Annotated in this window: 19 protein-coding genes; 3 read left to right on the top strand and 16 right to left on the bottom strand. The window is 65.4% G+C overall.

All coding sequences use genetic code 11. The annotated features are described in order from the left end of the window. The first annotated feature begins 30 nt into the window (after positions 1-30). The 3 genes from ACPPVV_RS12295 to ACPPVV_RS12285 all read left to right on the top strand — a co-directional run bounded on the left by ACPPVV_RS12295 (position 31) and on the right by ACPPVV_RS12285 (position 4,502). Positions 31-1,269, top strand: coding sequence for a metallophosphoesterase (locus ACPPVV_RS12295; protein ID WP_426700179.1), 1,239 nt, complete (start codon positions 31-33; stop codon positions 1,267-1,269). Positions 1,270-1,341: 72 nt separating this feature from the next. Further along, positions 1,342-3,231 carry a beta-galactosidase gene (locus ACPPVV_RS12290; protein WP_426700178.1) on the top strand — a complete coding sequence of 630 codons (1,890 nt, stop codon included), beginning with the start codon at positions 1,342-1,344 and terminating at the stop codon, positions 3,229-3,231. Positions 3,232-3,281: 50 nt separating this feature from the next. Further along, positions 3,282-4,502: a glycoside hydrolase family 27 protein gene (locus ACPPVV_RS12285; protein WP_426700177.1), complete on the top strand. Its 1,221-nt coding sequence runs from the start codon at positions 3,282-3,284 to the stop codon at positions 4,500-4,502. A gap of 30 nt (positions 4,503-4,532) precedes the next feature. Here ACPPVV_RS12285 and ACPPVV_RS12280 read toward each other — a convergent pair whose 3' ends face one another. From ACPPVV_RS12280 to ACPPVV_RS12205, 16 genes are all read right to left on the bottom strand, one after another. Continuing rightward, positions 4,533-5,690, bottom strand: coding sequence for an isovaleryl-CoA dehydrogenase (locus ACPPVV_RS12280; RefSeq protein WP_426700176.1), 1,158 nt, complete (start codon positions 5,688-5,690; stop codon positions 4,533-4,535). A gap of 90 nt (positions 5,691-5,780) precedes the next feature. Next, positions 5,781-6,224 (bottom strand): excinuclease, encoded by a 444-nt coding sequence (locus ACPPVV_RS12275; protein WP_426700175.1) that lies wholly within the window; start codon positions 6,222-6,224, stop codon positions 5,781-5,783. Positions 6,225-6,290: 66 nt separating this feature from the next. Continuing rightward, positions 6,291-7,019 (bottom strand): 3-oxoacyl-ACP reductase FabG, encoded by a 729-nt coding sequence (gene fabG / locus ACPPVV_RS12270; protein WP_426700174.1) that lies wholly within the window; start codon positions 7,017-7,019, stop codon positions 6,291-6,293. Next, entirely contained in the window at positions 7,016-7,480 is a 465-nt protein-coding gene (locus tag ACPPVV_RS12265; protein WP_426700173.1) for a 3-hydroxylacyl-ACP dehydratase, read from the bottom strand. The genes fabG and ACPPVV_RS12265 overlap by 4 nt, the downstream gene beginning before the upstream one ends. Then, positions 7,477-8,676, bottom strand: coding sequence for a beta-ketoacyl-ACP synthase (locus tag ACPPVV_RS12260; RefSeq protein WP_426700172.1), 1,200 nt, complete (start codon positions 8,674-8,676; stop codon positions 7,477-7,479). Before ACPPVV_RS12260 ends, ACPPVV_RS12265 begins: the two co-directional genes overlap by 4 nt. Then, positions 8,673-9,392, bottom strand: coding sequence for a class I SAM-dependent methyltransferase (locus ACPPVV_RS12255; RefSeq protein ID WP_426700171.1), 720 nt, complete (start codon positions 9,390-9,392; stop codon positions 8,673-8,675). The genes ACPPVV_RS12260 and ACPPVV_RS12255 overlap by 4 nt, the downstream gene beginning before the upstream one ends. Positions 9,393-9,462: 70 nt before the next feature. Beyond that, entirely contained in the window at positions 9,463-9,888 is a 426-nt protein-coding gene (locus ACPPVV_RS12250; protein WP_426700170.1) for an acyl-CoA thioesterase, read from the bottom strand. Then, complete coding sequence (locus ACPPVV_RS12245; protein WP_426700169.1) at positions 9,860-10,858, bottom strand: glycosyl transferase; 999 nt, start codon at positions 10,856-10,858, stop codon at positions 9,860-9,862. The genes ACPPVV_RS12250 and ACPPVV_RS12245 overlap by 29 nt, the downstream gene beginning before the upstream one ends. Beyond that, positions 10,851-11,480, bottom strand: coding sequence for a hypothetical protein (locus ACPPVV_RS12240; protein ID WP_426700168.1), 630 nt, complete (start codon positions 11,478-11,480; stop codon positions 10,851-10,853). The genes ACPPVV_RS12245 and ACPPVV_RS12240 overlap by 8 nt, the downstream gene beginning before the upstream one ends. Next, positions 11,477-12,025, bottom strand: coding sequence for a hypothetical protein (locus ACPPVV_RS12235; protein ID WP_426700167.1), 549 nt, complete (start codon positions 12,023-12,025; stop codon positions 11,477-11,479). The genes ACPPVV_RS12240 and ACPPVV_RS12235 overlap by 4 nt, the downstream gene beginning before the upstream one ends. Further along, positions 12,013-12,309 (bottom strand): phosphopantetheine-binding protein, encoded by a 297-nt coding sequence (locus tag ACPPVV_RS12230; protein ID WP_426700166.1) that lies wholly within the window; start codon positions 12,307-12,309, stop codon positions 12,013-12,015. Before ACPPVV_RS12230 ends, ACPPVV_RS12235 begins: the two co-directional genes overlap by 13 nt. After that, positions 12,306-13,109 carry a lysophospholipid acyltransferase family protein gene (locus tag ACPPVV_RS12225; protein ID WP_426700165.1) on the bottom strand — a complete coding sequence of 268 codons (804 nt, stop codon included), beginning with the start codon at positions 13,107-13,109 and terminating at the stop codon, positions 12,306-12,308. The genes ACPPVV_RS12230 and ACPPVV_RS12225 overlap by 4 nt, the downstream gene beginning before the upstream one ends. Then, positions 13,070-13,816 carry a beta-ketoacyl synthase chain length factor gene (locus tag ACPPVV_RS12220; protein ID WP_426700164.1) on the bottom strand — a complete coding sequence of 249 codons (747 nt, stop codon included), beginning with the start codon at positions 13,814-13,816 and terminating at the stop codon, positions 13,070-13,072. The genes ACPPVV_RS12225 and ACPPVV_RS12220 overlap by 40 nt, the downstream gene beginning before the upstream one ends. After that, on the bottom strand, positions 13,813-15,072 hold the full coding sequence (locus ACPPVV_RS12215) for a beta-ketoacyl-[acyl-carrier-protein] synthase family protein (RefSeq protein ID WP_426700163.1): 1,260 nt from the start codon (positions 15,070-15,072) through the stop codon (positions 13,813-13,815). Before ACPPVV_RS12215 ends, ACPPVV_RS12220 begins: the two co-directional genes overlap by 4 nt. After that, positions 15,072-16,295, bottom strand: a complete 1,224-nt coding sequence (locus ACPPVV_RS12210; protein WP_426700162.1) for a beta-ketoacyl-ACP synthase — start codon at positions 16,293-16,295, stop codon at positions 15,072-15,074. The genes ACPPVV_RS12215 and ACPPVV_RS12210 overlap by 1 nt, the downstream gene beginning before the upstream one ends. Positions 16,296-16,395: 100 nt before the next feature. Next, entirely contained in the window at positions 16,396-17,169 is a 774-nt protein-coding gene (locus ACPPVV_RS12205) for a glycosyltransferase family 2 protein (protein WP_426700161.1), read from the bottom strand. Between the last annotated feature and the right edge of the window lie 7 nt (positions 17,170-17,176).

Below are 17,176 nucleotides of genomic sequence, written 5' to 3'. Positions count from 1 at the left end.
GGACAGATGACAGCTTCCAGGAGGTGATGAATGAAGCGTCTCGCATCAAGACACGTCATGGCGGCACTGGGCGCGATCCTGCTCGCATCCATGGCGATACCCGCACAAGCCGCGACGGCGCCCGCAGGAAAATCCCCGCAGGTCCGGCCAAAGGTCGTGCTGGATGACGACCCCAATGTCCCTTACCGGACCTTCGACGCCACGCCGGCCATCACGATGGGGCCACTGCTGCTGGACATGTCGGACACCTCGGTGATCGTCGAATGGATGACGGACAGTGCCAGCGACGGCAAGGTGAGTTACGGCGAAGGAAAAATCGAACACGAAGTCGTGCCTCAAGTAGATGGACTGGTGCCGGTCGGCACCGTGCATCGCGTCGTCATCGACGGCTTGAAGCCGGGACACACCTACCAATACCGCGTTTCGTCACGAAGGGTGGTGGCGTTGAAACCGTACTGGCCCGACATGGGGCGCACGACCGAAAGTCCGCTTGCCAGCTTCACCACCTTCGACGCCGCAAAGAAGCGCACCGACTTCGCCGTCATCACCGACACGCACGAGGACGTGGAGCGCGTCCAGGCGCTGATGGGCATGATCCGCCAGGCGCCGGTCGATTTCGTGGTGCACACGGGCGACAGCCTCAACTATGTCGTCAACGAGAACCAGGTGAAGGACAAATTCCTCGATCCGATGGCAAAGGGTCTTCGAGGAAACACGCCGCTGCTCTATGTGCGCGGCAACCATGATTATCGCGGTGAGCAGGCTCGCTCTTTCGGCGAGTACCTGCACTCGCAGAACGGCAGGTTCTTCTACACGCGCGACGATGGTCCCTTGCATCTGGTGATGGTCGATACCGGTGAGGACAAGCCCGACACCACCAACGTCTATGCCGGCTTGAACGATCTGCGCGATTACCGGCAACAGGAGTTCACCTGGTTCAAGCAGGTGCTTGCCGACGACGCGCGGACAAAGGCGGCGCCGTTCACGGTAGTGTTGGGGCACGATCCGAGCTGGGGTTGGCTAGACGGCAAGAATGATCAGTGGATGCAGCAGGCCAACCAGGCACACGTCGACCTGTTCATCGCCGGTCACGTACATCGCTTCATGCACATCAAGCCGGGCGAGCGCGGCAATGATTTTCCGATCCTGGTGGTAGGCCAGGATCAGGTTGCCCGCGTAAAAGCCAATGACAGCGAGCTGAAAGTCACGCTGACGGACCGGGCCGGCAGGATCATCGACGCATTCACGATCGAAAAGAAATCGAAGTAGTGCCTGGCACCGGTGCGCTGCTGAACGAGCGTACTGTCAGACACCATTTTCCGGTTGCGGGGAGACGCTGCCATGCGACGCAGGGATTTTCTGAAGCTGTCCGTGTTGACCCCATGCATGGCTTGGCTGACACCGATGCCGGTTTGCAGTACGCGGGTATCCGGCGGCCATGTCGACGTGTTGCCCGATGGACGGCCACATCGCCTGGAGTTGGCCGAGCGAAAGTTTCTTCTGGATGGCCAGCCGCTGCAGATCCTTAGTGGTGAAATGCACCCGGCAAGGATCCCGGCCGAATACTGGACGCATCGCATCCGCATGGCGAAGGCGATGGGGCTCAACACGATTTCCATCTACCTGATGTGGAATCACCTGGAAAGCGAGCCAGGCGTGTTCGACTTGCACAGCGGCAATCGCGACTTCGTGCGGTTCATCCGGCTGTGCCAGAGCGAGGGCATGTGGGTATATCTGCGGCCCGGTCCGTATATCTGCGGCGAATGGGATTTCGGCGGCCTGCCGCCGTATCTCTTGCGCCATCCGCAAATTCGCATACGCGACAAGGACGATGTCGACTACATGGCGGCGGTGCGCCGCTATATCGACACGATCGCGCCATTGATCAAACCATTGATGGCGTACAGCGGCGGGCCGGTGCTGATGCTGCAGGTCGAGAACGAATACGCTTCGTACGGTCACGATCTGGATTATCTGAAACAGCTGCAGGCGATGTGGGAAGCGCACGGCATCCGTGGCCCGTTCACGATTTCCGATGGTCTGTCCGAGCTGCAGCAACAGCACACCTATCTGCCTGGCACGGCGCTGGGCCTGGACGGCGATACCGACTTTGCCGCGGCGCAGGCCATCGCCGGCGACGCGCCGGTATGGGTAGGCGAGGGCTACCCGGGTTGGCTCACGCACTGGGGCGACAAGGATTTCCAGCGTGGCGATTACGTGGCGACTTTGCGCAAGCTGCTGCAACAGGGGCATTCGTTCAATCTATATGTGGTGCATGGTGGCACCAACTTCGGTTTTACCGCCGGTGCGAATGCCAAGGGCGACTACTCGCACTTCGAACCGGTGATCACCAGCTACGACTACGGTGCGCCGATCAACGAACGCGGCGAGGCCACGCCCGACTATCACGCCTTCCGCCAGCTCATTGCCGCCAGTGTTCGACATCCGCTGCCCGATGTGCCGGCCGCGCCGCCGGCGATCCGTTTCGCGGCGGTCACGGCCGAACCCTTTGCGTCGCTATGGGACAACCTGCCAGCGTCCCGGCGTGTCACCGCACCGCAAGCCAACGAGCTGCTGTTCGGGCAGGATCACGGTCTGGTGCTGTATCGGCGCAGCACTCCCGGTAATGGCGGAGAACTGCAAATCGAGGGTGTGCGCGACTACGCGATGGTCTTCAGCGATGGCCGTTACGTAGGCCATCTTTCGCGCGTGCAGCATCCGGATTTGCATGCGGGCGATCGCATCGATCTTCCCATTGTCGCTGCGTCTGCCGCCGTCGTGCTGGACATCCTGGTCGACAGCTTTGGTCATGTCGGTTACGGTCAGGCGATGGCCGACCGCAAGGGCATCGTCGGCAGCGTCCGGTTGGAGGAAGAAATCCTGCAAGGTTGGGATGTTTTCAGCCTGCCGCTGGCCGGGACGTGGCTTGGCCAGCTGCGGCCGCTGCGACACGCGGCCAAACGGCCAGGACTGTTCTTCAAGGCGACGCTGGCGCTCGATGCAGTGGGCGACAGCTATATCGACATGAGTGGATGGGACAAGGGCTATCTGTGGGTCAACGGCCACCTGCTCGGTCGTTACTGGAAAATCGGTCCGCAGCAACGGTTGTATTGCCCGGCCAGTTGGTTGAAGCGAGGCAGCAACGAACTGCTGGTGCTGGACATGCATCGAACCGAGGCTGCTTCCATTCGTGGCACGGATGCACTGAAAGACATGCAGCCGACGACTTGACCGAAAGTGGTCGAGGTTGTCGGTGATTCGTAATGATGGGGAGACTTTCGATGAAGATGTTCACCTGCGTTGCCATGATCCTGCTTGGCCTGGCTGGAACGATCGCGAACGCCGCCAGCATCACCGCCGCCACGCCGCCGATGGGCTGGAACAGCTGGAACCATTTCGCCGAAAAGGTCAGCGACAAGGACATCCGCGCCGCCGCCGACGCGCTGGTCGCCAGCGGCATGCGCGACGCAGGCTATGTCTACGTCAACATCGACGATGGCTGGCAGGGCAAGCGCGACGCCAGCGGCGAGATCCACCCAAACGCGAAATTTCCCGACATGAAGGCACTGGCCGACTATGTCCACGCCAAGGGGCTCAAGCTCGGTATCTACAGTTCGCCGGGTGGCGAAACGTGTGCCGGATATACCGGTTCTCGCGGGCATGAGATGCAGGACGCGCGCACCTATGCAAAGTGGGGCATCGATTATCTGAAATACGATCTGTGCAGTTTCCGCCGCGACACGATGGAAGTAGCGCATCCCGGCGACCTGCCTGCACAGATGCGCCAGATGAAAGCCGCCTATGAAAAGATGCGCCGTGCCCTCGATGCAGCGGGGCGCCCGATGGTCTATTCGCTCTGCCAGTACGGCTGGGATGCGGTGTGGGAGTGGGGAGCTTCACCTGCCATCCGCGGCAACCTGTGGCGAACCACCGACGACGTCAGGCTTGACTGGATGTCGATCCATGCCAATGCGACGCAGCAGGCGGGACTGGCGAAATTCGCCGGCCCCGGGCACTGGAACGATCCGGACATGCTGGAAGTCGGCAACCAGCTGGGCGACAAGAAACTGACGATGCCGGAGAACCGCGCGCACTTCAGTCTGTGGGCGATGATGGCTGCGCCTTTGATCGCCGGCAACGACCTGTCGACGATGCCGCCCGAGGTGCGCGCGATATTGACCAATCGTGATGTGATCGCCATCGACCAGGATCCGCTCGGCAAGCAGGGCACGCTGGCGTATGCCGACGGCGAGATGGAGGTTTGGACGAAACCGCTGGCTGGCGGCGGACTGGCCGTGGCCGTAATCAATCTCTGGACGGAGCGCTACAGCACGCATCCCTTCCATCTGGACCTGGCACGGCTGGGCCTGAAAGGTGCGCAGCACGGCAAGGATCTGTGGACCGGCAAGCCGGTGACGCTGGAGGACAGCCAGCCGATCCTGATGAAGACGCACGACGTGCTGCTGGTGCGGCTGGACAAGCCGGTCCGCGCCGGCGAGTGACGGTGTGCTTCGAAAAGCACACCGCGCAGGTCAGGCCTTGCCGTGGAACAGCTCGCGACCGATCAGCATGCGGCGGATCTCGTTGGTGCCGGCGCCGATCTCGTACAGCTTGGCGTCGCGCAGCAAACGGCCGGCGGGGAACTCGTTGATGTAACCGTTGCCGCCGAGTGACTGGATCGCTTCCAGCGCCACCTTCACCGCGTTGACCGAAGCGTTGAGCAGGCAGGCCGCCGGATCGATGCGCGACTTCACGCCGTTGTCGAACTGCTGCGCCACCATGTAAGCGAAGCCGCGCGAGCTCTGCAGCGCGGTGTACATGTCGGCCACCTTGGCCTGCATGATTTCGAACGTGCCGATCGGCGCATTGAACTGCTTGCGCTCGCGCACGTACGGCATGGTGATGTCCATCGCCGCCTGCATCAGGCCGATCGGGCCGCCGGACAGCACCAGCCGTTCGGTATCCAGCCCGTTCATCAGCACGCGCACGCCTTCGTTGACCTCGCCGACGATGTTTTCGGCCGGGATCTCGCAGTTGTCGAACACCAGCTCGCAGGTGTTCGAGCCGCGCATGCCGAGCTTGTCCAGTTTCTGCGCGGTGCTGAAACCCTTCATGCCTTTTTCGATGATGAAGGCGGTCATGCAGCGGCTGCCGGCGGTACGCGGCGCGGTGCGCATGTAAACCAGCAGCACGTCGGCATCGGGTCCGTTGGTGATCCACATCTTGTTGCCGTTGGCGACCCACACGTCGCCGCGCAATTCGGCCTTGCAGCTCATCGAACCGACGACGTCAGAACCTGCGCCCGGCTCGCTCATCGCCAGCGCGCCGACGTACTCGCCGCTGCACAGCTTCGGCAGGTACTTCTTGCGCTGCGCCTCGTTGCCGTTGTGGTAGATATTGTTGAGGCAGAGGTTGGAGTGCGCGCCGTAGGACAGGCCGACCGAACCGGATGCGCGCGAGATCTCCTCCATCGCCACCATGTGCGCCAGGAAACCGAGCCCGCTGCCGCCGTATTCCTCCGGCACGGTAACGCCGAGCAGGCCCATCTCGCCGAACTTGTGCCACAGGTCGGCCGGGAACAGGTTGTCGCGGTCGATGCGGTCGGCGCGCGGGGCGATTTCCTTCTCCGCGAAAGCGTGCACGGACTCGCGCAGCAGGTCGATGTCTTCGCCGAGAGGAAAGGGACGCATCGGATATTCCTTGAGGGATTTATTCCACGGATTATAACGCAAGCGCCGCACCCATTAAGATGCGGCGCTGCGTTGTAGCGGCCGGGTGCTTCAGGGTCTGATCTTGGCGAACTTGGCCTTCAACGCGATGCCGGACATCAGGAAGCCGCGATGGCATTCGTAATCGTGGCTGTCGCGAAACTCGGTGTTGTTGTAGTTGCTGACGATGTCGGTCACGGCATTGGCGCCGGCCCGTTTCGCGTCCTCCTGCAGGGAGATCAGGATGCCTTGCAGCACCCAGTCGCAGCTTTCCTGATCTTTCTTGCCGAAGGCGTTGGTCTTGCGGCTGATGGTGACGTTGTCATTCACCACCCTGGCGCCGGCGGGCTGGTGACCGGCCAGGAAAAACTTCACGCTGCCGTCGAGCTTGCCGGTTTGCGTCGCGGCGGCCACGGCGTTGTCGAAGGGCAGGTGGACTACCTTGTCCGATGCCATGCTCACGCCGGGCGCGGCGGCGAGCAGCAGGATGGTCAGGCCGAGGGTTTTCGCTTTCATGCAGTTTGATCTCCTTTGCGGGTGAATGTGGCCGTGTGGCCGTGACGAAAAGTGTAGGTGCATCGGTCAGCACAGGCCGCCGTTCACCGCCAGCACCTGGCGGGTGATGTAGCCGGCGTCCGCGCCGAGCAGGAACTCCACGGCGGCAGCCACTTCCTCCGGCGTGCCGGTGCGCTGGGCAGGGATCATGCCGAGGATCTGTTCAACCGGTACTTCGGGATCCAGCATGTCGGTATCGATCAGGCCGGGTGCCACGCAGTTGACGGTGATCTTGCGCTTGGCCAGTTCCACCGCCAGCGCCTTGGCGGCGCCGATCACGCCGGCTTTCGACGCGCTGTAGTTGACCTGGCCGCGATTGCCGATGATGCCGGATACCGAGGTGATGCAGACGATGCGGCCGGCGGCGCGGCGGCGGATCATCGGCATGATCAGCGGATGCAGCACGTTGTAGAAGCCGTCCAGGTTGGTGCGCAGCACGCTGTCCCAGTCGTCGCCGGTAAGCGCGGGGAAGGCGCCGTCGCGGGTGAGTCCGGCGTTGCAGACCACGCCGTAGTACGCCGCGTGCGCGGTGACGTCGGCAGTCAGCGCTTCGGCGCAGGCCGCGCGATCGGCGATGTCGAACTGCAGGATCCGTGCGTCGCGACCCAGCGCCTGCACCTGGGTGCGCACGGCCTCGGCCTCGTCGCGACGGGAGCGGCAGTGCAGCACCAGGTCGTACCCGGCACGGGCCAGCCGCAGCGCGATGGCGCGGCCGATGCCGCGGCTGGAACCGGTGACAAGAATGGTTTCAGTCATGCGTCTGGGCCCTGTACGGTGGAAGCGAGAAAGGCATCGGGGTCGAGTGGACTGAACACGGTCAGGCGCGCCTCGGCATGCGCCCCCGGTGCATCGATGCGGCAGGTGAACATTGCCATGCCGTTGTCGTCATGAAAACTGCGGACAGCCTCGATCGTCAGTTCGCTGCCGACCGGAAACGCGTCGACAGCGCAACGATAATGCCGCGTGCCGAGCAGGAAACCCAGCCGCACCGGACGCTGCTCGCGCTTCGCCTGCCAGCCGGACCACGCTGCCACGCATTGCGCCATCAGCTCCACGCCACACCATGCGGGAAAGTTGCCATCGGCGTCCTCGAACAGGCCGCCGGGGCGGACGGTGCGACGGCAGACGATGCGTTCCTCATCGGCCTCGGTCACCGCATCCAGCAGGATCATCTCGCCGGTATGCGGCAGCAGGTCCTCCATTGGCCATGTGGTCATGCCGCGCCCCCGGGCGTCACATCGCCGAGGATCACGCTCGCGTTGTTGCCGCCGAACGCGAACGAGTTGCTCATCAGCTGACGTGGGCCGTTTTCCGGCAGGCGATCACCGATCCGCGTGAAGGACAGCGGCGCCAGGTCGGCGTCGGCGGCGTCGTCCCAGACATGGGGCGGCAGCCGGTGTGCGTGGTCGACCAGGCTGAGCCAGCAGAACGCGGCTTCCAGTGCGCCGGCCGCGGCCAGCGTGTGGCCGGTCAGCGATTTGCTGGACGAGCAGGGCACACCGTGCGGAAACACCGCTGCCACCGCGTGGCTTTCCATGCGGTCGTTGTGTTCGGTGGCGGTGCCGTGCAGGTTGAGATAGTCGATCCGGCCGGCGTCCAGTCCGGCATCGGCCAGTGCCGCACGCATCGCCTGTTGCGCACCCATGCCAGCGGGATCGGGCGAAGACATGTGGTAAGCGTCCGAGCTGGCGCCGCTGCCCAGCAGGGCGACCGGGCCACCTTCGCGGGTCATCAGGAACAGCGCGGCAGCCTCGCCGATATTGATGCCGTGGCGGTTGCGCGAGAATGGTTCGCAGCGTGCGGCATCGAGTGCCTCGAGCGCCAGGAAGCCGTTGATCGGCAGCCGCGCCAGCGTGTCGACCCCGCCGCACAGCACGGCATCGCACATGTCCATCTGCAGCAGCCGATGTGCGCTGATCAGTGCGCGCGCGCCCGACGTGCAGGCCGTGGAAATGCCGTAGCACGGGCCGGACAGGTCCAGCCATTCGGCCAGGAATTCGGCGGGTGCACCCAGCTCCTGGTCCGCGTAACGGTAATCCGCTGGCCACGCGCCGTCGCGGCGCAGGCCGGCGATACCGTCGGTGGCTTTCTCGACCCCGGTGGTGCTGGTGCCGAGCACCACGCCGATGCGCGTGCTGCCGTAGCGCGCGATGGCGGCGCGGATATCGCCTTCGATTTCCAGCGCGGCAGCCAGCAGCAGGCGATTGGCGCGATTGTCGCGGGTGGCCGCCAGCGCCTGCGGCACGGCTGGCAGCGGCACGCGCACGGCGCCCAGCGGCAACGACCGCGCAGGTGCCCAGCCGGCCTCGGCGCGCAGGCCACTATCGTCGCCGGCGAACAACGCCTCGGCAACGGCCGCCTTGCCGCTGCCGAGGGTGCAGATGACGCCCAACGCGTTGAGACGGGCTGTCATGCGAGGCCGGGTTTGCGCGCGGCGACGTTGACCAGGGTTTCCTCGCGCTGGCCCGGCGGTGGTGGTCGACGCAGGCCCCAGCGTTCGAGCAGGCCGAAGTCGCGCGCCCGGCTCCACCACAGGTAGGGCAGCGACACGTGGCGTTGTTCGAACTGGAAGCCCTGCTGGCGCAGCATGGCCAGGTAACCGTCGGCACTTTTCTGCACATGCATCGGGTGGCGGAAAAACCAGCGGATGACCCAACTGTCGATATAGGCCTTGGTGGATTCGGCGAACAGCAAATGGCCGCCGGGTTTCAGCACGCGCCAGAATTCGGTCAGCGCGCGCTCCTGCTCGACCAGGTGATGGAAGGTCTGGTGGCAGAACACGATATCGACGCTGGCATCGGGCAGCTGGATGTTGGCGCAGTCACCGGCGATCAGTTCGGCCGTGATCTGTTCGTGTTCCGCCTCGCTGCGCGAGAGCTCCAGGCTGTGCGGATCGGCGTCCAGCCCGATCAATCGCTGCGGATGGAAGGCATCGTGCAGCAGGCGAAACGACTTGCCCTGGCCACAGCCGACATCCAGCAACACGCCGCCCTGCGATGCCGGTTCGCCGATCAGCCGCTTGAGGTCGTTGATGGCCACGCGCAACACGTGATGCTGCCAGACGAAGCTGCTCAGGAAACGGAAGCCGATGCGGGTTTCTTCGACGTAGGTGGGGCTGGCATAGTTCATGGCGTGACTGTCATGGCGTGGATGGGGCGACGATGGGAAAGGTCGCGACGGATCGTGGGTCGTAGGTACTTCATCGCAGGTGGCGCTCCACCGCATCGACCATGACCTGCGGAGAAACCAGCTGCATCGCGCCGTCGGCGAGGCCCACCGCCACTTGCACGGTGCTTGCGCGGGTCAGCCGCGCGCCGGTCTGCGCATCGCTGATCAGGTAGTGGATCTTCAGCCGGTTGCGCCACTCGACCAGGTCCGCGCGCACGCGCAGCTGCTGGCCGAAACGCGCCGCCTGCACGTAGCGCAGTTGCACGTCGATCACCGGCCACACGTAACCGGAATCCTGCATCTGCGCATAGGTATGGCCGACGCGATCGAGCAGCGCGCAACGGGCGATTTCCAGGTACTTCACGTAGTGCCCGTGCCATACGACGTTCATCGAATCGACGTCGAAGAACGGCACGGTCACCTCGATCTCATGGTGCAGCAGGCCGCGGGCGCGCATCGGGTTCTCCAGGCGGATGGGATGGATCGGGTGGCTGCCAGTAGGCGTGGAAGTTGAACCATTGCCGCGGCGCGAGCAGGCACAGTTGCGCAAGCCGGTCGGCGTAGCGCTGCGTCCAGTCCTTGATGATCGCCTCGCGCCGGCTGCGTTCCCACACCGGCGTGTCGATGAACGGTTCGAGCAGGATCCGGTAACGCCCCTGGATCTTCAGGCAGCACATCAGGTTGACCGGGCAACGCAGCAGTCCGGCCAGCAACCAGGGACCTTGCGGGAATGCCGCGGGATGGCCGAGGAAATCCACCACCACGCGGCGACCCTCGTGCAGGGGCACGCGATCGCCGGCGATCGCCAGCCACTCGCCACGGTCCAGACGTTGCGACAGTTCGAGCATCAGCGCGGCATCCATCTCGCTGACCTGCAACAGGCGCAACTGGTGATCTCCCGCTTCGTGCTGCAGGCGGTTGAAGTGCGCGACCTGGTTGGTGTGCACCAGTACGTTCAGTGGCACCTGTTCGCCGAGTTCAGCCAGTGCGCGGCAGACGTCCAGATTGCCCAGGTGCGTACCGACCAGGATTTCGCCGCGGCCGCCCTGGCGACTTTTCAACAGGCGTGTGCGTATGCCGCTGGGGTCGTCTATCTGCACTTCATGCAATGGCAGCGAGCCGCGCCATACTTCCAGGCGATCGAGCAGGCTGTCGCCAAACGCCATGAACTGGGCGAACACGCTGCCCAGCCGGGGCCGCAGGTCGGTGCGGCCGCTCCAGGCAGCCAGGTATGCCTGGTACTGGCGGACATGGCGCCGCGCGCGCCGTCCTGACACGAAAAAATACAGCACGATCAGGTACAGCACCGGCGTCATCGGCCGTCGCCCCAGCCGGCGCAGGGACAGCGCGGTGAGTTTCATCAACCAGAAACTGCCGCGCTCCTTTTGCGCCGCCCAGTGTTGCGCGCGCGCCTCGACGTCAGCCATGCGCGCGCTCCACGCGCAGGCGACCGGAAGAGCAATGCGCGCCGTCGAGGTGGTAGGAGAAATGCAGCTTGCCACGGGTGGCATCGTCGTCGTCCGACTCGAAACGCAGGCCGAGCTCGACCCGGTCGCCCGGACGCAGCAGGCGCTGGAACTTCAGCGCCTCCATCTCGCGGCAATGCATCGAGGTACCCAGCCGCGGTGCGGCGAGCGCCAGCGCCCAGCCCACCTGCAACACGCCAGGCAACACCGGCGCCTGCTGGAAATGATCGTCGAAGTGCACCAGTTCCAGCGGCAGTTGCAGGCTGATCGTCCAGTGGCCGTCGTGTTCGTGTTCCGCCAGCGCAAGCGCGCCGTCGGGGCGCGATGTGTCCAGCCATCGATCGACGGCGGGCGGGCTGAGTTCGCCCGGTGCCGCATCCAGCAATCGCAGCTGGTACATCGCATGGGGCGTGTGCGCGTCGAGGTGGGTTTGCAGGGTGGTCAACAGCGAGTGCCGACCGTGAAGGCGCAAGGCGGCGTGGCCCGACAGGTTCAGCAGCAGCAGGGCGCCCCGGTTGCCCGCGTGCGCTTCGGCCAGCCATGGATGGCCAGCCAGATGCGCGCGGACGTGCGCCGGATTCACGCGAAGCTCCGGCGCAGGCGCTTGCGCAGCAGCCACTCGCCGGCAAACAGCGCGCCCATGATGCAGTAGGCGATCAAACCGTTGTACAGCGTCCACCATGCCAGCGGTGCCCACAACGTCAGGGCGGCGGACATGCTGCCGTTGAACGCAAAAAACGCGATCCACATCCAGGTCACGGCGCGCGTGTAGCGCACCGCCGCCGGCGGCAGGTTCGGCTCGCGCATGCGCGCAATACGTTCGACGAAGGGTGGTCCGTAGATCAGGCTGAGTCCGAACGCCACCAGCAGCAGCGCGTTGATCAGCACCGGATACCAGCGCAGCAACGTGGCCGCGCCGGTGAACGCGAGCAGCGCGCAGTAGGCGATCGCGGCACCGACCATCCAGCGTCCGCCGGGCTGGCGCAACAGGCTGGGCGCGCGTATGAGCCAGATCGCGCCGAGTGCCAGTGCGAAGATCGGCGGCGATACCTTTTCCATGCCGAAGTACACGACAAACGGATACAGCAGCCCCGCCAGCGGCAGCAGGATGGGGATCAACCGGCGCATGCGGCCCGCTGCGACTCGACGAAGGCGGCCAGACTGGCGATCGTGGCGAAATGCCGGCGCGCATCCTTGACGTCTGATTCGATGCGGATGGCGTAGTGCTTCTGCAGCGCCAATGCCAGTTCCAGCGCATCCACCGAATCCAGCCCCAGGCCTTCGCCGAACAGTGGCTGATCCGCCGGGATCTCGGCCGCGGTGAGGTGCTCGAGATTCAGCGTATCGATGATCAGCTGGGCAATCTCGTGCTCCAGCGCCTCGCGTCCAACGGTGATGTCCGGTGTGTTCACGACGGGTCGAGCTCCTCGAGGAAAAGTTGGTGCAGATGCTGGTTCAGCCGGCGCGATGCGATCGGCGACGGCGCGTCGTTGAATGACGATGGATCGATGTCCTCACCCACGCGCAGCAGCACGACGACGCGGCGATCGGGGATGCGATACCACGGTTCGGCCTTGGTCAGCGTGGTCGGCGTGACCGAAATGAATACCGGCGTGATCACGCGCGCGCCGCGCAGCGCGATGGCTGCCGCGCCCCGGTGGAATCGTGGCGCCTGTCCAGGCGTGGTGCGTGTGCCTTCGGGAAACATCACCAGGGTCTGTCCCGCGCGCAGTACGTCGGCGGCCTGTTCGAGCATTTCCGGGCTGCCGTTGTTGCTGATGTATTGCGCCGCGCTGACTGCACCGCGCATGCACGGGTTGTCCCACAGGCTGGCCTTGACCACGCAGTTGGTATCGCGGATCTGCGAGATCAGGAAGATCACGTCGATCAGCGAGGGATGGTTGGCGATGACGAGCTGTCCGGGCTGGCCCAGCCGCTCCGCACCCTCGATGCGGAAATCCAGCACCCGCGTGCGGTACATGAACTGCATGTGCAGGTAGAACGCAAAGTTGATCGCCGCACGTGCACGCCGCCGCCGTGCCGTCGCGCCACCGGGCAACACGGCCAGCAGCGGCAGGATCAGCACGCACAGGATCAATCCGCCGACGCCGAACAAGACGAAGCTGGCACCGGTGGCGAACAGCCGCCACAGCCACGCGTCGCGGCGATGGGTCAGCGGGTGCGCTGCCAGTTCCATCGACGTGCCTTCCATGTGTGCTCCATTGAATGCTCTCCCACCTGCAGCGCGCGCAGGAAGTCGAGGGCGTGTGGCCACGGACAGGGTACGTGGTCGTCCTCGTGCCGGCCCAGCTGCAATTGCCAGCAGGCATCGGTCGGCGCGTGATCCGGCGAATCGATTCTCCCCAGTCGCAGCGCAACAGCATAAGAGAACGGGACATCGGCGATCCACCGATCGTAGGCCGGCGGCGGTGTTTCCTCGGCGACCACCAGCAGCACCGTTGGCGCACCGGCAACCAGTAGCGCCGCCGCTTCGAGCATGCCGTGTTCGAAGGTGTCGGCTTCGCCGGCGATCGCCACCGACTCGCCGCGCTGGCCGCGCAGGATCGACCACTGCCCGGCGATCGAGTTGTGCACCGACAGGCCGAACTGGGTCGGCGACAGCGCCTGCTCGTCGGTTACATCACTGAGCAAGGCGAACGTGCGCGTCGTTTCGCCGTGGCGCGAGGCGAACACGAATGGCAGCTGTTCGTCATCACCACATAGCGGCGAAGCCACTTCCATCGTCATGCGCGCCAGCCGACTCAGCCGACGCCGCTGCATCGCGGGGAGGGACGCGCATGCCGGTTGCTCCTGCCCGTCGGGCACGACGGTCGGCGCATGCGCCCATGCCTGCCACGCCTGCGGGTTGTCCCGGCCGGGCGCCCACGCGCGCCACTGCTCGACGCGGAACGCCATCATGCGGTGTCCTCCGTCATTCGGCGGAACATCAGCGCGGCGCAGCTGCCGCCAAAACCGAAGCTGTTGGAAAGTACGTTGTCCACTCGACGCGCGTGGGTCTTCGTGACCAGCGGTGCCGCGGCAAAGGCCGGATCGGGAACGCGCGCCGGCTGGCCGGCCGCGATGAAGCCGTGTTCCATCATCAGCAGGCAGGCAATGGCATCGAGTGCGCCGGCCGCGCCGGGCGCGTGCCCGCCAAGCCCCTTGATCGAGGACAGCGGCGGCACCGGAAGGTGACGCTCGGCGAATACCGTTTCGATCGCCCGCCATTCCTCGAGGTCGCCCAGCGGCGTGGAGCAGGCGTGGGTGTTGATGTAATCGGGCACGCTGCCGGCCTGGTCCAGCGCCATGCGCAGTGCACGCGCAATGCCATCGGCGCCGGGGCCGACCATGCTGGTGGGATCGGTGCTGGCGCCGTAGCCGGTCAGTTCGGCCAGCACGTTGGCGCCGCGCGCCCGCGCATGCGCCAGCGATTCAAGCACCAGCACGCCGGCACCGGCGGCCAGCACGAAGCCGTCGCGATCCAGGTCGTAAGGCCGCGACGCGAGTTGCGGCTCGCGATCGCTGGCGGGGGAAAGTGCGCCCATCGCGTCGAACCAGGTGGCAGTGCCTTCGAACAATTCCTCGCTGCCGCCGGTCAGCACCAGTTGCAGCCGGCCCAGCTGGATCTGCTCCATCGCCTGGCCGATCGCCAGCGATGCGCTGGTGCACGCCGAACTCACCGTGATGCTGGCGCCACGGATGCCGAACGCATACGCCAGGCAGGCCGACAGCGCGCTGCTCATGCCGCGCGATACGAAGAACGGCGACAGCCTGCCGACGCCCTTGCTGCGATAGGCATTCAAGCCCGATTCGTATTCGTTGAGCGAGGCGCCGCCGCCGATCACCAGTCCGCAATGGTCTTCGTGCAACGCCTCGGCGGAGAGGCCTGCCTGATTGATTGCTTCGCTCATCGCGTGCCAGGCGTACAGCGCCGGATCGGCGAGGAAGCGACGCAACTTGCGCGGCGGCTCCTCCAGCGCGCTGATGTCGACCGGGCCGCCGACCCGCGCGGTCAGGCCTCGTTTGGCAAAGCTGTCCATCGCGCGCAGCCCGCTGCGTCCGTTGCGCAACGCGTCGAGCATGGCGGCACGACCGTTGCCCAGGCAGCTGACCACACCCATGCCGGTCACCACCACTCGCGGCAGGCCTCGCGCATCGAGCAGGTCGGCCGACATCAGTCGCACGCCTTGAAAATGAGCGAGGTATTGATGCCGCCGAAGGCAAAGTTGTTGCTCATCACGCAGTCGGTGTCGATGTGCCGGCCGCTACCGATGACGTGATCGAGCTCGGCGCATTCGGGGTCGACGTCGAGCAGGTTGATGGTCGGCGCGAACCAGCCCGCCTGCATCATGCGGATCGCCCACCACGCCTCCAGGGCACCGCAGGCGCCGAGGGTGTGGCCGACATAGCTTTTCATCGAACTGATCGGTACGCGCGCGCCCAGTACCGATGCGGTGGCGTGGCTCTCCGCCACGTCGCCGCGGTCGGTCGCCGTGCCATGCGCGCTGACGTAACCGATCGCATTGGCTGGCAGTGCCGCGTCATCCAGCGCCAGCTGCATCGCCACCGCCATCGTCTCGCGGGTCGGCTGGGTGATGTGGCTGCCATCGGAGTTGCAGCCGAAGCCGACGATTTCGGCGTGGATGGTGGCGCCGCGTGCTTTCGCGTGCTCGTACTCCTCCAGCACCAGGGTGGTGGCGCCTTCGCCGACCACCAGGCCGTCGCGCGCGCGGTCGAACGGGCGCGGGGTCAGGCCCGGTTCGTCGTTGCGCGTGCTGGTGGCGAACAAGGTGTCGAACACCGCTGCGCCGGGGCCGGACAATTCCTCTGCGCCGCCGCACAGCATCAGTTTCTGCTTGCCGTGCTGGATCGCCTCGAAGCCGTAGCCGATCGCCTGGCTGCCCGAGGTGCAGGCGCTGGAGGTGGGAATGATGCGGCCCTTGAGGCCAAAGAACACGCCCACGTTCACCGCCGTGGTGTGCGCCATCATCTGGATGTAGCTGGTGGCGGTGACGCCCTGCATCGAACCGGTCTCGAGCATCCTGCCAACCACACGCACCGGCTCGATGCTGCCGCCGGAGGATCCGTAGGCCACGCCCATGCGACCATCGCGGATCGCCTCGTCGTCAAGCAGGCCCGCATCGCGCAGCGCATGTTCGCTGGCGGCCACGGCGAGTTGCGCCACGCGACCCATCGAGCGGGTGAGCCGGCGGGGCCAGGGGGGAAGGATGAAGTCATCCACCGGGCAACCGAGCCGGCCGTTCAGCGCGTCGAAGTAGTCCCACTCGTGCATGCGCCGCACCACATTGCGGCCTTCGCGCAGGCGCGCCTCGATCCGGGCCCAGTCGTGGCCGAGCGCGGTGATGCCGCCCATGCCGGTGATCACCACGCGCTTCATGGCTGCGGTTTCCTGAAAGTGGGGGGAATCATGGCATCGGACCATGGCGAAGCCGCAGATGCGGCGCCGGCCGGACGCCGCGACAGGCGCGGGGCGGCGATCAGGCGGCGCATGCGGGTTCCCGCCGATAGTGCCGCCACAGCAGGCCAGGCGCGCGCGGCAACATGCCGAGCAACAGCCGCGTGTGCATCGCGGTGATGCGCAGGTTGTCGTGCAGCATGCGGAAATGGGACAACCCGTTTTCCGGATAGATCACACGGGTCGGCAGGTTGCGCACCGGCACGCCGCGCCAGCACAGGCGCACCGCGATCTCGGTATCGAAATCCATCCGCGCCGGCAGCGGCGCCCGGGCGATCTCGGCGCAGGTCGTCGACAGCGGGTACAGGCGATAGCCGCACATCGAATCGTCGATCGCCAGCGACAGCGTTTCCATCCACACGCAGACATGGGTGAGGTAGCGGCCGTAGAGCCGCGCGCGCGGCACGCTGTCGTCGTACACGGCACGGCCGCAGATCATGGCGAACGGGTTTGCCCGTGCCTCGGCGATGAATCGCGGCACATCGGCGGTGTCGTGCTGGCCGTCGGCATCGATCTGCAGCGCATGCGTGTAGCCCTTGTCGCGCGCGGCCAGCAGTCCGGTGGTGAGCGCGCGGCCCTTGCCCTGGTTGTGCGGCAGGCGCAGCAGGTGAATATCGTCCGACCCGTCGGCCAGCGCATCGAGCACGCTGCGGGTTGCCGCATTGCTGCCATCGTCCACGATCATCACGGGCAAGCCGTGCGCGCGCAGCGTCTGCACGGTGCGGGCGATCGTGTCCTTGTGGTTGTAGATAGGTATCAGTGCGCAGGGGGCGAAGCGTTCAACCGTGGCTGGCATGGGTACA

Origin of the sequence: Rhodanobacter sp. Col0626 (genome assembly GCF_049994385.1) — a bacterium.
Taxonomy (GTDB): Bacteria; Pseudomonadota; Gammaproteobacteria; order Xanthomonadales; family Rhodanobacteraceae; genus Rhodanobacter.
This window is presented reverse-complemented; position numbering and strand designations above follow the sequence as displayed.

What these genes read in the sequence shown, in the direction of transcription:
- ACPPVV_RS12255 (WP_426700171.1), bottom strand. Translation starts at nt 9,392, where the DNA reads ATGAACTATGCCAGCCCCACCTACGTCGAAGAAACCCGCATCGGCTTC.
- ACPPVV_RS12290 (WP_426700178.1), top strand. Translation starts at nt 1,342, where the DNA reads ATGCGACGCAGGGATTTTCTGAAGCTGTCCGTGTTGACCCCATGCATG.
- ACPPVV_RS12250 (WP_426700170.1), bottom strand. Translation starts at nt 9,888, where the DNA reads ATGCGCGCCCGCGGCCTGCTGCACCATGAGATCGAGGTGACCGTGCCG.
- ACPPVV_RS12295 (WP_426700179.1), top strand. Translation starts at nt 31, where the DNA reads ATGAAGCGTCTCGCATCAAGACACGTCATGGCGGCACTGGGCGCGATC.
- ACPPVV_RS12235 (WP_426700167.1), bottom strand. Translation starts at nt 12,025, where the DNA reads ATGCGCCGGTTGATCCCCATCCTGCTGCCGCTGGCGGGGCTGCTGTAT.
- ACPPVV_RS12220 (WP_426700164.1), bottom strand. Translation starts at nt 13,816, where the DNA reads ATGATGGCGTTCCGCGTCGAGCAGTGGCGCGCGTGGGCGCCCGGCCGG.
- ACPPVV_RS12210 (WP_426700162.1), bottom strand. Translation starts at nt 16,295, where the DNA reads ATGAAGCGCGTGGTGATCACCGGCATGGGCGGCATCACCGCGCTCGGC.
- ACPPVV_RS12280 (WP_426700176.1), bottom strand. Translation starts at nt 5,690, where the DNA reads ATGCGTCCCTTTCCTCTCGGCGAAGACATCGACCTGCTGCGCGAGTCC.
- ACPPVV_RS12275 (WP_426700175.1), bottom strand. Translation starts at nt 6,224, where the DNA reads ATGAAAGCGAAAACCCTCGGCCTGACCATCCTGCTGCTCGCCGCCGCG.
- ACPPVV_RS12285 (WP_426700177.1), top strand. Translation starts at nt 3,282, where the DNA reads ATGAAGATGTTCACCTGCGTTGCCATGATCCTGCTTGGCCTGGCTGGA.
- ACPPVV_RS12245 (WP_426700169.1), bottom strand. Translation starts at nt 10,858, where the DNA reads ATGGCTGACGTCGAGGCGCGCGCGCAACACTGGGCGGCGCAAAAGGAG.
- ACPPVV_RS12265 (WP_426700173.1), bottom strand. Translation starts at nt 7,480, where the DNA reads ATGACCACATGGCCAATGGAGGACCTGCTGCCGCATACCGGCGAGATG.
- fabG (WP_426700174.1), bottom strand. Translation starts at nt 7,019, where the DNA reads ATGACTGAAACCATTCTTGTCACCGGTTCCAGCCGCGGCATCGGCCGC.
- ACPPVV_RS12260 (WP_426700172.1), bottom strand. Translation starts at nt 8,676, where the DNA reads ATGACAGCCCGTCTCAACGCGTTGGGCGTCATCTGCACCCTCGGCAGC.
- ACPPVV_RS12225 (WP_426700165.1), bottom strand. Translation starts at nt 13,109, where the DNA reads ATGGAAGGCACGTCGATGGAACTGGCAGCGCACCCGCTGACCCATCGC.
- ACPPVV_RS12215 (WP_426700163.1), bottom strand. Translation starts at nt 15,072, where the DNA reads ATGTCGGCCGACCTGCTCGATGCGCGAGGCCTGCCGCGAGTGGTGGTG.
- ACPPVV_RS12205 (WP_426700161.1), bottom strand. Translation starts at nt 17,169, where the DNA reads ATGCCAGCCACGGTTGAACGCTTCGCCCCCTGCGCACTGATACCTATC.